Here is a 14936-nt window from a genome sequence, read left to right on the forward strand (position 1 = left end):
CACAATGGCACTGATCCGTGAACAACCGAGGAAGGCGGGATGAATCCGTGGCTGGATATTCGGCGACCCCGCAGATTCGAAAATTGGGGATCAAGCCCGAACATATTCTCGTCATTCATTCTCCGGATTCCGAATGGGCTTTGGATGACTCACCGGTGGAACCGATTTCGCATTCTTCGTCGGCGGATGTCGTGCTCGCCTTCGTTCGCGAAGCGGCCTTGATCGACGGCACAGTCGAGAAGTTCCAGCAGGTGATCTTCCCGGCGGGCTCCCTGTGGATCGCCTGGCCGCGAAAGGCCGGTGGCCACGTCAGCGACGTCAACGAGAATCTCATTCGCAATTCCGCACTTGCCCGCGGACTCGTCGACGTCAAGGTCGCCGCCATTGATGACGATTGGTCCGGATTGAAACTCGTGTGGCGCAAAGAAAACCGCTGACGGCTGGCCCAGACTGGGCCGGTGCCCGGAATCAGTCGGAAGAAGCGCTACGACCGCCGGCGGCGAACTCGCGTCGCGTCCCGCGTCAACGATCTGACGGACGTCCAGTGGACCGAACTCGTCTCGGCGTGGGGTTCGTGCGCGTACTGCGACGGCACCGACACCCAGTTCCAGAAGGACTGCGTTCAGCCGATCTCGCGCGGCGGCCGGTACACGTTCCGCAACGTCGTCCCGGCGTGCCGCTCGTGCAACGCGAGCAAGTGCAATTTCGAAGTGACGAGCTGGTTGCGCCGAAAGCGATACGACGAGAAGCGTTTTCTGGAGAGGTTCGTTTCCATCAACATCGGTGGTACGACAGAGGAATGACTGTGAACCTCGCTGGAGCCCGCGTGCTCCTCACCGGTGCAACGGGCGGCCTCGGCCACGCCATGGCACGGGCGCTGCACGCCAAGGGCGCAAACCTCGTGCTGACCGGCCGCCGGACCGACGTTCTGGAGCCGCTCGCCAATGAGCTCGGCGCGCGCGCGATCGCGGCCGACCTGTCGACCGCCGACGGCGTGCAGAAGCTGCTCGAGGAAGCCGGCGACGTCGACGTCCTCATCGCCAACGCGGCACTCCCGGGGATGGGTCAGGTCACCGACCTGTCCGTTGAGGAGATCGACCGGAATCTTGGGGTCAACCTACGGACGCCGATCGTCATGGCGCGTGCGGTCGTCCCCGCGATGGTGGCGCGGGGCGGCGGCCACATCGTCTTCATCGGCTCGGTGTCCGGAATCGTCGCGTCGCCTGGCGCGGCCATGTACAACGCGACGAAGTTCGGTCTCCGCGGGTTCGCCGCGGCACTGCGGCAAGACCTTCATCCCTCGGGAGTGGGGGTTTCTATCGTGGAGCCGGGATTCGTTCGGGACGCCGGCATGGCGGTCGAGGGTGGACTCATCGACAACCTCCCGCGAGGTGCTCGTACGGTGAGCCCGGAGCAGGTCGGGGACGCCGTGGTTCGCGCGATCACGAAGAACAAGGGGGAAATCGTGGTGGCACCCGGTGAGTTCCGCCTCGCGTCGGCGTTCGGCCAGATCGCGCCGGAGATGAACGCGAAGGTTCAGCGGCTCAGCGGTGCGGCCGACATGATGGCAAAGACCGTGGGCCGGAAGAACTGACGATGACTCTTCGCCTTGGATACAAAGCGTCCGCAGAACAATTCGGCCCCCGCGAACTCGTGGAGATCGCCGTCCTCGCCGAGAAGCACGGCATGGACAGCGCGACCGTCAGTGATCACTTCCAGCCGTGGCGGCACAAGGGCGGGCATGCCCCATTCTCGATCGCGTGGATGGCCGCGGTGGGCGAGCGGACCGAGCGGATCATGCTCGGTACCTCGGTCATGACGCCGACGTTCCGCTACAACCCGGCGGTCGTCGCGCAGGCTTTCGCGACGATGGGCTGTCTGTACCCCGGCCGGGTCATGCTCGGGGTCGGAACCGGTGAAGCCCTCAACGAGATCGCGACCGGATTCATCGGTGAGTGGCCGGAGTTCAAAGAGCGCTACGCGCGGTTGCGCGAGTCGATCAAGCTCATGCGCGAGCTCTGGACGGGCGACCGTGTCGATTTCGATGGCGAGTACTACCGCACCAAGGGCGCGAGCATCTACGACGTCCCCGAGGGCGGCATCCCGGTGTACATCGCCGCGGGCGGACCGCTCGTCGCGAAATACGCAGGCCGCGCTGGTGACGGCTTCATCTGCACGTCCGGCAAGGGCATGGACCTCTACACCGAGAAGCTGATTCCGGCGGTCAAGGAAGGTGCCGAAGCTGCGGGTCGAGACGTCGAGGCGATCGATCGGATGATCGAGATCAAGATGTCGTACGAGACCGACCGGGAAACCGCGCTGGAGAACACGCGATTCTGGGCTCCGCTATCCCTCACGCCCGAGCAGAAGCACAGCATCGACGATCCGCTCGAGATGGAAGCGGCCGCCGACGCACTGCCGATCGAGCAGGTGGCGAAGCGGTGGATTGTGGGTACGGATCCCGACCAGGTCGTCGAAGAGATCAAGCAGTACGTCGATGCGGGGCTCAACCACCTCGTGTTTCATGCCCCGGGTCACGATCAGCAAAGGTTTCTGGAACTGTTCGCTCGCGACCTCGCGCCACGTTTGCGCCGCCTGACCTGATGAAGCATGCTGCACGACCAGCACCGCTACTAGGATGTCGTGCAGAGGAGCTGTCGTGCCAGAAAGCGATCTGGAACAAACGCAGGCTCGGATTCGCACCGACCTGTCGGCTGAACTTGCGGCTGAGGGACTCGAAGATCCCCAGTTGGTGGGTCAGGGCGGCTTCGGTGTCATCTACCGGTGCCGTCAGCCCGGCCTGGATCGCACCGTAGCCGTCAAAGTTCTCAACGCGAACTCCGATGAAACCGAACGCGCCCGATTCGTCCGCGAACAACAGGCGATGGGCCGACTGTCCGGACATCCGTACATCATTCAGGTGCACCAGGCTGGGGTGACGCTGGCCGGACGGCCGATCATCGTCATGCCGTACCACCAGCGCGGTTCGCTCGACGCCATGATTCGGGAGCAGGGCGCCATGCCCGTCGGCGACGTGATCAATCTCGGTGTGAAACTGGCCGGTGCGCTCGCGTCCGCGCATCGCGCCGGGGTGCTTCATCGCGACGTCAAGCCGGCGAACGTCCTCATCACCGACTTCGGTGAGCCGCAGCTGTCGGACTTCGGGGTTTCCCGGGTTGCGGGCGGAGACTCGACGATCGAAGACCTCATCGTGGGTTCACCGAGCTACACGGCCCCCGAACTCATGCGCGGCGGAGAACCGACCATCGCGTCCGACATCTACGCCTTGGCCGCGACGCTGTACACCGCGCTCAACGGTTCGCCGGCGTTCGCTCGCAACAGCGGCGAGAACCCGCTGGCCCATCTCAACCGCATCGCCAACCAGCCGACACCGCCGCTGCGTCCGGCAAACGTCCCGGATGCGGTCGCGGCGGTCGTGGAATGGGCGATGGCGCGCAATCCCGGCAATCGCCCACACTCGGCGGAGGAGTTCGGGGAGCAATTGCGGTCCGCGGGCCTTTCGCTAGGGTTGCCGGTCGTGAGTCTCCTTGTGCCGAGCCCCGAGGACGAACTTCGCCACGACGTGGTGGAAGTGCCGACGCCGACATCGCACACCACCCGTGCGCCGATCTCGGCGACGAAGCTCCGCCCGCCCGTGATGAACCGGTCGATGGTCGTCCGGGAACACGCGCTCGACATGCTTCGCGCGAACCGCGGGAAACTGCTTGCGTTCATCCACGGCTCGGCAGGTTTCGGAAAGACGAGCCTGGCGGCGCAATGGGTCACCGAACTCGAGAACAACGGTGTTCCGGTGGCCTGGCTGTCGGTCGACGAGGACGACAACATCGCGCCGTGGTTCCTCGCGCATCTCGTGGAGTCGATCGAGCAGGTGCTGCCGCGGATCGCCGAAGACATGGGCCGGGAACTCGCGGTCGAGCGTTACGCACTCACGACGCTCGTCAACCGCTTGCACGCGACGTCCCAGCCGCTTGCGATCGTCCTCGACGACTGGCATCGCGTCACGAGTCCGGAGACTCGAAACGCCGTCAGCTTCCTCATCGAGCAGGGCTGCCACCACCTGCAACTCATTGTGACCAGCCGAAACCGGCTTGGCCTGCCGCTCGCGACACTGGGAGTTCGCGGCGAACTCGTCGAGATCACGTCGAACGAGCTCAAATTCGACTTCGACGAATCCCGCCAGCTGCTGTGCGATCACTGGGGTCTGGAACTCGGTGAGACCGACGTCGCCAAGCTCGAAGAATCGACCGACGGCTGGGCGGCCGCGCTGCAGCTCGCGTCGATCGCACTGCATGTTCACCCTGACCCGAGCGAGCTCATCGCGCGGATCTCCGGCCACAGCCGGGCGCTCGGTGAATATCTGACCGAGAACGTGTTGAGCGGACTCGATCTCCCGATTCTCGACTTCCTCCTCGCGACGTCGATCCCCGAGAAGATCTGCGCGGGCCTCGCCGGCGCGCTGAGCGGGCATCTCGGCGCCCAGACGATGCTCGAAGAGATCGAGGACCGCGACCTCTTCCTGTTCCGGCTGGACGAAGAGGGTGATTGGTTCCGCTACCACCACCTGTTCAACGACTACCTGCGTCGTCGGCTCGAACGCGACCAACCAGAGCGGTACGTCGAAGTGCATCGTCGTGCCGCGCAATGGTTTTCGATGCGCAAGATGCACTCGCAGGCCGTGCATCACTGGTTGGCTGCGGGCGAGGTCGAAAAAGCCGCGGTGCTCGTCGAGCAGGTGTCGACCGAACTCGTCGAGCAAGGGCAATACCCGACGGTGGTCGGTCTGAGCGAGAAGCTTCCGACTGCCGCGATCGCGAACCGAATCGTGCTGCAGATCAACCTCTCGTGGTCGCATGTTCTGCTGCAGCACGTCGACGAACTCATGGCCTGTATGGGCCGGGTCGAGGCCTTGCTGCGCCAGGCTCCCAACAACCAGGAACGACAGAATCAGCTCGATGAAGTCCAGGTGATCTGGGCGTGCGCCGCGGTGTTCACCGACCACGTCGAGGGTCTGCCGGAAAAAATGGCGGACGTGCTGTCGCGCAAAGAGTATCTGCGTCCGTGGCTCGTCGTGGTGGCGGCGAATATCGCAGGCTTCCTGGCGCTGCAGCGGTTCGAGTTCGCCGAGGCCCGGTCGTGGCGCCGTTGGTCCGAGCCGTTGCATCACCTGTCGACGGGCCAGCACTCCGCGAGCTACGCCAACTTCGTCTCCGGCCAGGCATCGTTCGACGAGTTGGACATCCAGTCCGCGGAAACCGACCTGCGGCGGGCCATTCAGTTGGCCGAGCCGTCACCGGGTGCGGTGAATTATGCGACGCGTTTGTTCGGTGCCCCGTTGGCGGAGGTCCTCTACGAGCAGGGTCACCTCACCGCGGCCAAAGCGATGCTCGACGACAGCGCCGATCTCGGCATCGAAGGCGGGCTCGTCGACTTCATGATCGCGTCGTTCGTCATCGGCGCGCGGGTCAACCACCTCCTCGGCGAAGACCCCATCCCGCGCCTCGAGGCCGGAGTCGAGGTTGCCCGGGCACTCGGCGTGCGCCGCCTCGCGGCGGCGATCGACAAGGAACGCGCACGTCTGGGGCTGAGCCAGCTTCCCGAGACGGTCGGCGAGCCGGGGGAAGGCGGCATCGCGACGAAGATCTCCGAGCTGAATGAGAACGCCGCGATCCGGAGATTGCTCACGACCGGCGAAGCCAACGCAGCGGTCGAGCGAGCTACGGATTTGTACCAGTCGATCGATGCCGAACGTCGTCCGCGGTCCGCGCTTCATGCCCGGCTGCTGCTCGCCGAATGCCTCTTCGCTGGTGGCGCACCGGAGGAAGCGCAGTTACTCGTGCGGTCGGCCGTCGAACTGTGCGCACGATTGGGACTCAAGCGACCGCTGCTGGACACCGGGGCGCGCGTGCGTGAGTACGTCCTGGAAGGCCCATCTGGACTGTCCCACAACGCGACCGATTTTCTCGCGGTCGTCGCCGATTGGGACTGAGCGCTCAAGCAGAACCGAATAAGCTCGCGAGCATGTCCGATCAGCCCCGCATCTCGAGCGTGTATGTCGTTTCACCCGAAGGGGATACCGGCAAGTCCACTATCGCCCTGGGTCTACTGCACTCTCTTGGTGCGACCGCTGCGCGCGTGGGCGTATTTCGTCCGGTGGCCCGTTCGTCGAACGAGCCGGACTACATCGTCGAGCTTCTTCTCGACCACATCAGTGCCGACCTCGACTACGACGACATCCTGGGCGTCACGTACGAGCGGGTGCATGAGGACCCCGAGGCGGCGCTCAGCGAGATCGTCATGCGGTATCACGCGGTCGCCGAGCGCTGCGATGCCGTCGTCATCGTCGGTAGCGACTACACCGATGTCGCCTCGCCCAGTGAACTGAACTTCAACGCGCGCATCGCCGTGAATCTCGGGGCACCGGTTCTGCTCGCGGTGAGCGGCGCCGGCCGCACTGCCGACGACGTGCTGCAAGTCGTTCAGATGTGCCAGTCCGAACTGCTTCTCGTGCATGCGCACCTCGTGGCGGTCATCGCCAACCGATGCCAGCCGGACGAGCTCGAGAAGACCGAGAAGGCGCTGGCCAGTCTCGACGTGCCGGCCTGGTGCCTGCCCGAGGTCGACTTGCTCAAAGCGCCGACCATGGCCGAATTGCAGACCGCGATCAACGGTGAGCTCTACAGCGGCGATCCCGAGCTTCTCCAGCGTGAGGCACTGCGCGTGATGGTCGGCGGCATGACGGCCGAACACATTCTCGAGCGGCTGACCGAGGGCGTCGTCGTGATCTGTCCGGGGGATCGTTCGGACGTTATCCTGAGCCTGGTCAATGCGCATGAGGCAGAAGGATTTCCGTCGCTGTCGGGAATCATCATGAACGGTGCGCAGCTGCCGCACCCGGCCATCGCGCGGCTCGTCGAAGGCATGAAGCCGAAGCTTCCCATCCTGACAACGAGCCTCGGCACGTTCGACACTGCGCATGCCGCGGCTCGGACGCGGGGCCGGATGGCGGCGGGATCGTTGCGCAAAGTCGACACCGCGCTGAGCCTCATGGAGCAGCGCGTCGACGCGAAGACGATTCTCGAACGCATCGGTGTGGCCATTCCGCAGGTCGTCACGCCGCAGATGTTCGAGTACCAGCTCATCAACCGGGCGCGCGCGGTCCGTCGGCACATCGTGCTTCCCGAGGGCGACGACGACCGGATCCTGCGGGCCGCGGGTCGCGTGCTGCAACGTCAGATCGCGGACCTCACGATTCTTGGCGAGGAGCACGTCGTTCGGGCGCGTGCCGCGGAACTCGGCGTTGATCTGACCGGTGCGCGCGTGCTGTGCCCGGGGGAGTCGGAATACACCGAAGAATTCGCCGTCAAGTACGCGGAGCTGCGCAAACACAAGGGCATGACGCTTGACCGGGCGCGCGAGACGATGGCGGACATCTCGTACTTCGGCACGATGATGGTCGCGACCGGCATGGCGGACGGCATGGTGTCCGGTGCCGCACACACCACCGCGCACACGATTCGACCGTCGTTCGAGATCATCCGCACGGAACCTGGTGTCTCCACCGTGTCTTCGGTGTTCCTGATGTGTCTGGCCGACCGGGTTCTGGCCTACGGCGACTGCGCCGTGGTACCTGACCCCACCGCCGAACAGCTCGCCGACATCGCGATCTCGTCGGCCGGCACCGCTGCCCGCTTCGACATCGAACCGCGCGTGGCGATGCTCAGCTACTCGACCGGTGAATCAGGTTCGGGAGCGGACGTCGACAAGGTGCGGGCGGCGACGGCGATCGTGCGCGAGCGCCGGCCAGACCTGCTGGTCGAGGGGCCGATCCAGTACGACGCCGCGATCGATGCCGACGTCGCGCGCACGAAACTGCCGGACTCGCAGGTAGCCGGCCGGGCGACGGTGTTCATTTTCCCGGACCTCAATACCGGCAACAACACGTACAAGGCCGTACAGCGAAGTGCACACGCCATTGCGGTCGGCCCGGTGTTGCAGGGCCTGCGCAAGCCGGTCAACGACCTGTCGCGCGGTGCGCTCGTTCAGGACATCGTCAACACGGTCGCGATCACGGCGATCCAGGCGGGTGAATAGGTGACTCAGGTACTGGTTCTCAACTCGGGTTCGTCGTCGGTCAAGTACCAGCTCGTCGACGCCGAATCCGCCGATGTGCTGGCGAACGGACTCGTCGAGCGGATCGGTGAACCCGGCGGTCTGCCGAACCACAAGGCAGCGCTCGCGCAGGTCCTCAACGACCTCGATCTCAGCGGGGTCGCAGCGGTGGGACATCGCGTTGTCCATGGTGGCGAGGTGTTCTACAAGCCCACCCTCATCGACGAGGCCGTGGAGACCGCGATCGACGAGTTGTCGGCGCTGGCGCCGCTGCACAATCCGCCGAACCTCACCGGTATCCGTGCGGCCATGGAGGAGCTGCCGAACGTCCCGCACGTGGCCGTTTTCGACACTGCCTTCTTCCATGGAATGCCCAAGGCCGCAAGCACTTACGCCATCGACCGGGACATCGCCTCGCAGTGGGGAATCCGGAAGTTCGGCTTCCACGGGACGTCCCACGAGTACGTCTCGGGCGAGGTCGCGAAGTTCCTGGACCGGGATCCCACGCGGCTGAACCAGATCGTCCTGCACCTCGGAAACGGGGCTTCTGCCTCGGCCGTTCGTGCCGGTCAAGCCTGTGACACCACGATGGGACTCACCCCGCTCGAGGGGTTGGTCATGGGCACTCGGTCCGGGGACATCGACCCTGGTGCGCTGCTTCACCTGCAGCGAAACGGCGTCGACGTCGACCAGTTGCTCAACCGCCAGTCGGGGCTGAAGGGCTTGTGCGGAGACAACGACTTCCGCCAGGTCGTCGAGCGGATCGATGCGGGCGACCAAGATGCGAAGCTCGCGTACGACGTCTACATCCACCGACTGCGTCGGTACATCGGCGCATACCTCGTCGACCTCGGCCGCGTCGACGCGATCACCTTCACCGCGGGTGTCGGGGAGAACAGTTCGCCGGTTCGAGCGGATGCGCTCAAGGGTCTCGAAGGCTTCGGCATCGTCGTCGACCCCACCCGCAACGCGGTCCGGTCCCGGGATCCGCGCTACATCTCGCCGGAGGGTGCGCCGGTCGCCGTGCTGGTCGTTCCCACGAACGAGGAACTTGCGATCGCACGGAAGGCGCTGAAGGCGATCGGCGCTTAACCGGGTCGCGCGCCGATTGGGAAGGAATTGGATCGATAAGCGATCCAATGCCTTCCCAATCGAAGTGGGTTTGTCAGTCGCGGCTCGCCAGCAGGCTTTCCGCGCAGGCGACGACGGTTTCGCGCGCCGAACGCGGCTGCCAGCCGATCGACCGGGCCTTCGCGTTGTTGTACGTGTACTGCCGACCGAGCATCGGAAGCAGTTCGCGCAGTTCGGGATTGGCTTTGGCTAGTCCGCGGATGAGGACGTCGGGAATCGTCTTCTTCGGAGCTCTTGAGCCGCGCTCGCCGAGTTCGTCGCGGATCACCGCGGCGACTTCGGACATCCACAACCGCTCCGAGACGGCGATGTACCGCTGGCCGTCGGCTTCGGGAGTCGTCATCGCGCGGAGATGGAGATCGGCGACGTCGCGGACGTCGACGATGTTGAGCCCGATCCGCGGCACGGCCGGCATTCCGGTGAGCATGCGGTCGATGATCTGCACCGATCCCTGGTTTCCCGACGACCGCAACGGTCCGAACACCGCACCCGGGAGGATCGTCGTGAGCGAGAGCGCGAGTTCCTCCGCGAGCCGCCACGCTTCCCGTTCCGCCGCGAGCTTGGACTTTCGGTAGTCATCGATCGTCGTGATCGACGGATCGGTCCAGAGCGTTTCGTCGACTGTGCCCTTCGAGCCATCAGGCGGTGTCGCGGCGGCGCAGCTCGACGTCATCACGACGCGTCCGACACCGGCGTGGGCTGCCGCGCGAAGAACGCGTGCGGTTCCCTCGCGTGCGGGCGTCATCATGTCGGCGCCCTGCATCGGGGATGCGACGTGCAGCACGGCCTCGATGCCGTTCATGGCGTCGGGCCAGCCGTCGTCGCTGAGCAGGTCAGCGCGTGCGAACGTCAGAGCAGGTCCGAAGACGTCGGCGAGTTTCGTCTCGGAAGCCTCGTTCCGGACGGTCGTGCGGACCGTATGGCCTTGTTCGAGCAGGCCGGAAATGCACCATCCCGCGACGAACCCGGTTCCGCCGGTGACGAGAACGCGCACGGATCAGCCGAAGTGGCAGACGTAGTCGAGGGTTTCGGTGACCTCGATGTCGAAGCTCGAGTCGCCAGGCACGGAGAACGATTCGCCGGCCACGTACTCGTTCCAATCCGGCGACCCCGCGAGGCGGATCTTGCAGCGACCGGCGTTGATCTCCATGATCTCGGGCGCACCGGTGGTGAACAGAAGCGTCGACGGGAAGATCACGCCGACCGACTTGCGTGCGCCGTCGGGCAGGATCACCGTGTGGCTCACGCACTTGCCGTCGAAGTACACATTGGCCTGCTTGACGACCGAAACATTATCGAACTGGGTCACAGGCGGACACTCTACGGCCGCTCGCGGGAGTCCGAGTTGGCGCCGGGGCATTTGTCTGGGTGACCATGGGACAACAAGGTCAAATTCGGTGAGAACAAGGTCGTTCGTTACCGCACAATGGGGGCATAGCGCGCGCGGATCGCGGGCCAACTGGAGGACGTCAGGCTCATGGTGGACAACAGCAATTCCGGCTCCGAGAGCAGCAACCCGAACCCAGGCCAGCAGGGCTGGCCGCCGCAGCAGCCGCCCGCCCAACCCGGGTATGGCACTCCGCCGGGCTACGGCCCGCCGCCCGGGTACGGTCCGCCACAGGGATATGGCCCGCCGCAGGGTTACGGACCCCCACCGGGTTACGGACCCCCACCGGGTTACGGACCCCCACCGGGTTACGGACCGCCGCAGGGTTACGGACCGCAGCAAGGCCCAGGACCGCATGCGGATCACGGGCCGACGCAGAGTTACCCAGCGCCGCAGTTCCCGCCGCCGGTACAGGGCGGTTATCCGCCTCCGTATCAGTCTCCCGGGCAGCCGTATTACCGTCCGCCACGTCCGAAGCCGAACTTCTCCGACATCCCGACCCGGGACTATGTGATCGACGGCGTCAGTGGCATGGCACTCGTCTTTGCGCTGTTCATGCGCTGGAACCTCCACGTCGGAGTCACCGGCGTCGGGGAGACGAACGCCTGGCTCACCGCTCTGGTGGTTCTTGTCGGACTCGCGTCGATCGCGACCGTCGCGCTCCCGTACATCGTCCGCATGGGGATGCTCGGCCCGTCGGTGACTGTGTCATCCATCGCCAAGCTGCGCCTTCTCGGCAACATTCCGCTCGCGTTGATGGTCGTCGGCTTCGTCCTGTGGGACGTCATCGCCGGGTTTACGCACTTGGGCGACTCGCCGTCACTGGCGGCTGAGGGGCCGGGGCTGTGGATGGCGGCTGCGGGTCTGGTCCTCGCGGCCCAGCCGCGTGCCGCCGAACTCGCCGCGAAGGGTCCGGCGGGGCCGTCGTGGCCGATGGTCGTGAAGCTTGCGATGGCTGTGACCGCGGGCCTCGTGGTCGTCTCCGGCCTGCTGTCTATCGTGCTCGTTCTGCAGAGTCAGATTGACGCCTCGGCGTCGGCGAAGACGATTGTCGCGCTGCTCGTGGACACCATCTACTACTTGGTCCCGGCGGTCCTCGTCCTCCTGGGACTGCGCAAGAAGTTCGCCGTCTGGCGGCTGACGCTCATCCTGGCCGGAATCGCGTTCCTCACCGGTGCGTTCTTCCTGGCCTTCACGGAACTGTCCGGGCTGGAAGCGTTCGCGGTCGTCTCGTACTTCTGCGTGGTCGGCTGGATCGTCGCGGCAGCAGCCGCGGTGGCGGCCGGCGGCCCGAATCAGACTGGTGCCCATGAGGGCTACATCTGGCTCGATGCCGCCCGGCAGGCGATGCTGCTGATCGCGGTCTTCGCGTTCGGCGGCGCCGTTCAGACCACTGTCGGTGCAGTTGTGCGCGAGTCGCTGCTGGGTGAATTCGTCCAGTCTCGAGGCCTCGGATCATCGATCGCGTTGGCCGTGTTCTCGCTGCTCATCGGTGCCGCCGCGACGGTCGGGTACCGCATTCTCGGGCTGAACTATCGCGGCGGCGATCCGCGTCCCTCGCGTGAGGTGACGATCGGAATCGCGCTCGGCATCGTGGTTCTCGCGATCGGCCGGCTCATCACCAACGCCGTCGTGAGCGATCCCTTCGCCCTCGTGATGTCCGACCTGTTCATCCCGTTCCTGGCGATCGTGGCTGCTGCGACTCTCGTCGCAGTGAAGCCGACGCGCGAGCTTTACCAGGATCAGCACCTCTTCGCGTCGTTCTCGGCGCCGGCGCGGCCGGCGTACCCGCAGGGCTACCCACAGCAGGGCTACCAGCCTGGGCATCCGCAGCAGGGATACCAGCCGGGGGCGCAGCCGAGTGTTCAGCCGGGCGGGTTCGGGCAGGTCCCGCCGTCGGGTCCGCCGTCGGGTGGGTTTGAGCAGGTTGGTACGCCGGCCGGTGGTTTCCAGCAGGTGGTGCCGACATCGAGCGGGTCCGACGACGTAACTCAGGTGCACCCGCGTCTGCAGCCGGAGCCGCAACCCGAGTCCCAGCCGGAACCGCAGCCAGAACCGGAACCCGAGCCTCAGCCGGAACCTGAGCCCGAGCCGGAACCGGAACCGGAACGGGAACCCGAGCCACAGCCCGCGCCCGAGGCCGACGTCACGCAGATCCAAGCGACGAAGCAGTTCGACGCGGACGCGGTGGCGGCCGTCGACCCGGCCACATCGCTGCATGAGATCGCGCGGTTGGCGCAGGATCGCCCCGATCTTCGCCCGTTGCTCGCCGGTAATCCGAGCACGTACCCGGCGCTGCTCGATTGGCTTGCAGCCCTCGGAGATCCGGACATCAATGCCGCGCTCCAGAAGCGCGGGCGGTAAGCGGCCGATCAGCCCAGCAGGTCGACCACCGGTGTCGTCCGGTCGAGGTCGATGCCCTGTTCCTTGGCCGTTGTCTCGAGCAGCGCCAGCAGCGACGCGGTCAGCAGGCTCACGATCTGCTCGGCTGGTGCGCTCGGGCTGGTGCGCCAGCTGCTGACCACGCCGTCTACGAAGCCGATCGTTCCGTAGGCCATCGGTCGCGCCGGGGCGATGTCTGCTCCGGTGCGCGACAGCGCGCTCACGAACAACGTGGTGAGCGCTGAGCTGATCTGTCCGCGTGCGCCGCTGACGGCCGGTTTGTCGACGCCGATGCCGAGGAAGTGGTGCAGCCGCGGATACTTCTCGGTCCACAGGACGTACGTCGTGACGGCGTGGGCGACGGCCTCGCCGACGGTGCCTGCCGGGTGCAGTGACGGCAGGAGGTCGGCCATGAGGATCTTCAGGATGCGCTGGCGGATCTGCTCGTCGAGGTCGGCGCGATCTTTGAAATGCCGGTAGACGACGGGGCGGGGCAGTCCGGTTTGGGCCGCGATGGCCTGCACCGAGAAGTCGACGCCGGACTCTTCGATGACCGCAATCGCGGAATCCAGGATCCGCGCTCGACGCTGTTCCTTGTGTTCGTCCCAGCGTTGGGATCGGCCGTCAGAGGTCGTTGACTGTGACACGGTGTAACACTAACATTTGGTGTGACGCCAGTCACGCTCAATGTCGTGCGAGAGAGGTCCTGAGATGACCGAACAGTCCGTCCTTCCCGTTGAGTCCTTCGCCGCCCGCTTGCTGTCAGGCTCGGTCAAGAAGTCGTACGACCCGGTCGTTGACATCGACTGGGACGCGCCGCTCGACCCGGATCGGATGTTCTTGCCGCCCGAGGTCATCAGCCTGTACGGCACCTCGATGTGGGCGCAGATGAGCGAGGTTCAACGGCGGGAACTATCTCGGCAGGAGCTCGCGAACGCGTTGACCGTCGGGCTCTGGTTCGAGAATGTGCTCAATCGAATTCTGTTGCGGGAGTTGCTGACCGTCGACCCGACGTCGAATCATGCGCATTACACGCTCACCGAGATGGGTGATGAATGTCGGCACATGGTGATGTTCGGACGGCTCATCAGTCAGATCGAGGCGCGGCCCTACCGAATGAAGGCGCCCATGCGCGTGGTCGCGCGGGCTCTGCCGAGCGTCCTTCGTGGGCCGATGGTGTGGGTCGGTGCGCTGCTCGGTGAGGAGATCTTCGATGCGATCCAGCGCAGGACCCTTGACGATCCCGATCTGCAGCCGGTCGTCTCACGCGTCATGCGCGTCCACGTTTCCGAGGAAGCCCGGCACATCAGCTTCGCGCGGGATTCGCTGTCCCGACAGGTCGGTGAGCTGTCGCTGGCGCAGCGCGCTTATGTGCAGAGTCTGGTCGCCGTCGCGGCGCCGATCTTCCTGTGGTTGCTGACGAATCCGGCGATCTACCGCCGCGTCGGGCTCGACGCGAAGAAGGCGAAAGCCGAGGCTCTCGCGAATCCACATTTCCGGCAGACCCGGCAGTACGGGTTCGCCAGCCTTGCCGAGTTCCTCGATCGCAACGGACTTCTCGGTCGTGCCGGCCGACGGTCGTGGCGGGCCTGCGGATTCATGGCATGAACGATCCCGACTACCGCGGACCGGCAGTGTTGTCGGTCGATGGCGCCGACTTCGCGGTGACGGCGGTGCTCGCCGGCCATCTCGACCCGATCGACGGGAAGTTTCATTGGTTCGGGCGCATCAGAGGCTCGAACCTGCCGAATCCGGGGCGCTCATCGGCGCACGTCACGATCGGCCCGGAGTCCCGCCCGGCTCGCCTCGAGGAGCGCGATCCGTGGGGAAATCTTCGTGTCAGCGGAGTTGGTAGCCCGCCGTATGGGATGGGAGAACTGACGTCGTGATGAAGTGCATTTACAGT

13 protein-coding genes are annotated in these 14936 nt (G+C 65.4%); 10 read left to right on the plus strand and 3 right to left on the minus strand.

The genetic code is table 11. The annotated features are described in order from the left end of the window. Nucleotides 1–47 precede the first annotated feature (47 nt). Genes F600_RS0100655 through F600_RS0100685 form a run of 7 tightly spaced genes read left to right on the plus strand, consistent with a single transcriptional unit; the run spans nucleotide 48 to nucleotide 9222 of the window. Nucleotides 48–437: a DUF3052 family protein gene (locus F600_RS0100655; RefSeq protein ID WP_026306016.1), complete on the plus strand. Its 390-nt coding sequence runs from the start codon at nucleotides 48–50 to the stop codon at nucleotides 435–437. 21 nt (nucleotides 438–458) lie between these two features. After that, on the plus strand, nucleotides 459–803 hold the full coding sequence (locus tag F600_RS0100660) for an HNH endonuclease (protein ID WP_018158644.1): 345 nt from the start codon (nucleotides 459–461) through the stop codon (nucleotides 801–803). After that, nucleotides 800–1594 carry an SDR family NAD(P)-dependent oxidoreductase gene (locus F600_RS0100665; protein ID WP_018158645.1) on the plus strand — a complete coding sequence of 265 codons (795 nt, stop codon included), beginning with the start codon at nucleotides 800–802 and terminating at the stop codon, nucleotides 1592–1594. Before F600_RS0100660 ends, F600_RS0100665 begins: the two co-directional genes overlap by 4 nt. Before the next feature lie 2 nt (nucleotides 1595–1596). Beyond that, nucleotides 1597–2604, plus strand: a complete 1008-nt coding sequence (gene fgd, locus F600_RS0100670; protein WP_018158646.1) for a glucose-6-phosphate dehydrogenase (coenzyme-F420) — start codon at nucleotides 1597–1599, stop codon at nucleotides 2602–2604. A 55-nt stretch (nucleotides 2605–2659) separates the two neighbouring features. Continuing rightward, nucleotides 2660–6007, plus strand: a complete 3348-nt coding sequence (locus F600_RS26300; protein ID WP_018158647.1) for a serine/threonine-protein kinase — start codon at nucleotides 2660–2662, stop codon at nucleotides 6005–6007. Nucleotides 6008–6039: 32 nt separating this feature from the next. After that, nucleotides 6040–8112: a phosphate acetyltransferase gene (gene pta, locus F600_RS0100680; RefSeq protein ID WP_026306018.1), complete on the plus strand. Its 2073-nt coding sequence runs from the start codon at nucleotides 6040–6042 to the stop codon at nucleotides 8110–8112. Further along, complete coding sequence (locus tag F600_RS0100685) at nucleotides 8113–9222, plus strand: acetate kinase (RefSeq protein ID WP_018158649.1); 1110 nt, start codon at nucleotides 8113–8115, stop codon at nucleotides 9220–9222. 73 nt (nucleotides 9223–9295) lie between these two features. Here F600_RS0100685 and F600_RS0100690 read toward each other — a convergent pair whose 3' ends face one another. Both F600_RS0100690 and ppnP read right to left on the minus strand, forming a co-directional pair. Continuing rightward, nucleotides 9296–10255 (minus strand): NAD-dependent epimerase/dehydratase family protein, encoded by a 960-nt coding sequence (locus F600_RS0100690; protein WP_018158650.1) that lies wholly within the window; start codon nucleotides 10253–10255, stop codon nucleotides 9296–9298. A gap of 3 nt (nucleotides 10256–10258) precedes the next feature. Further along, nucleotides 10259–10570, minus strand: a complete 312-nt coding sequence (ppnP, locus tag F600_RS0100695; protein ID WP_018158651.1) for a pyrimidine/purine nucleoside phosphorylase — start codon at nucleotides 10568–10570, stop codon at nucleotides 10259–10261. A gap of 168 nt (nucleotides 10571–10738) precedes the next feature. Here ppnP and F600_RS32065 point away from each other — a divergent pair, with 168 nt between their 5' ends. Then, nucleotides 10739–13012 (plus strand): DUF7937 domain-containing protein, encoded by a 2274-nt coding sequence (locus F600_RS32065; protein WP_081628652.1) that lies wholly within the window; start codon nucleotides 10739–10741, stop codon nucleotides 13010–13012. An 8-nt stretch (nucleotides 13013–13020) separates the two neighbouring features. On the opposite strand, the gene F600_RS0100705 is transcribed toward F600_RS32065, so the two are convergent. Next, nucleotides 13021–13677, minus strand: coding sequence for a TetR/AcrR family transcriptional regulator (locus F600_RS0100705; RefSeq protein ID WP_018158653.1), 657 nt, complete (start codon nucleotides 13675–13677; stop codon nucleotides 13021–13023). Between the two features lie 64 nt (nucleotides 13678–13741). Here F600_RS0100705 and F600_RS0100710 point away from each other — a divergent pair, with 64 nt between their 5' ends. Together F600_RS0100710 and F600_RS0100715 are read left to right on the plus strand one after the other, a co-directional pair. After that, entirely contained in the window at nucleotides 13742–14638 is an 897-nt protein-coding gene (locus F600_RS0100710) for an AurF N-oxygenase family protein (protein ID WP_018158654.1), read from the plus strand. After that, a complete protein-coding gene (locus F600_RS0100715) occupies nucleotides 14635–14919 on the plus strand; it encodes a DUF4873 domain-containing protein (RefSeq protein ID WP_156024337.1) in 285 nt (94 codons plus the stop codon). Before F600_RS0100710 ends, F600_RS0100715 begins: the two co-directional genes overlap by 4 nt. Nucleotides 14920–14936: the final 17 nt, after the last annotated feature.

The sequence above is a fragment of the Smaragdicoccus niigatensis DSM 44881 = NBRC 103563 genome, assembly GCF_000380645.1.
Lineage (GTDB): Bacteria > Actinomycetota > Actinomycetes > Mycobacteriales > Mycobacteriaceae > Smaragdicoccus > Smaragdicoccus niigatensis.

Coding starts and splice junctions, on each gene's coding strand:
- fgd (WP_018158646.1), top strand. CDS start 1,597: ATGACTCTTCGCCTTGGATACAAAGCGTCCGCAGAACAATTCGGCCCC.
- F600_RS0100715 (WP_156024337.1), top strand. CDS start 14,635: ATGAACGATCCCGACTACCGCGGACCGGCAGTGTTGTCGGTCGATGGC.
- F600_RS32065 (WP_081628652.1), top strand. CDS start 10,739: ATGGTGGACAACAGCAATTCCGGCTCCGAGAGCAGCAACCCGAACCCA.
- F600_RS0100710 (WP_018158654.1), top strand. CDS start 13,742: ATGACCGAACAGTCCGTCCTTCCCGTTGAGTCCTTCGCCGCCCGCTTG.
- pta (WP_026306018.1), top strand. CDS start 6,040: ATGTCCGATCAGCCCCGCATCTCGAGCGTGTATGTCGTTTCACCCGAA.
- F600_RS0100665 (WP_018158645.1), top strand. CDS start 800: ATGACTGTGAACCTCGCTGGAGCCCGCGTGCTCCTCACCGGTGCAACG.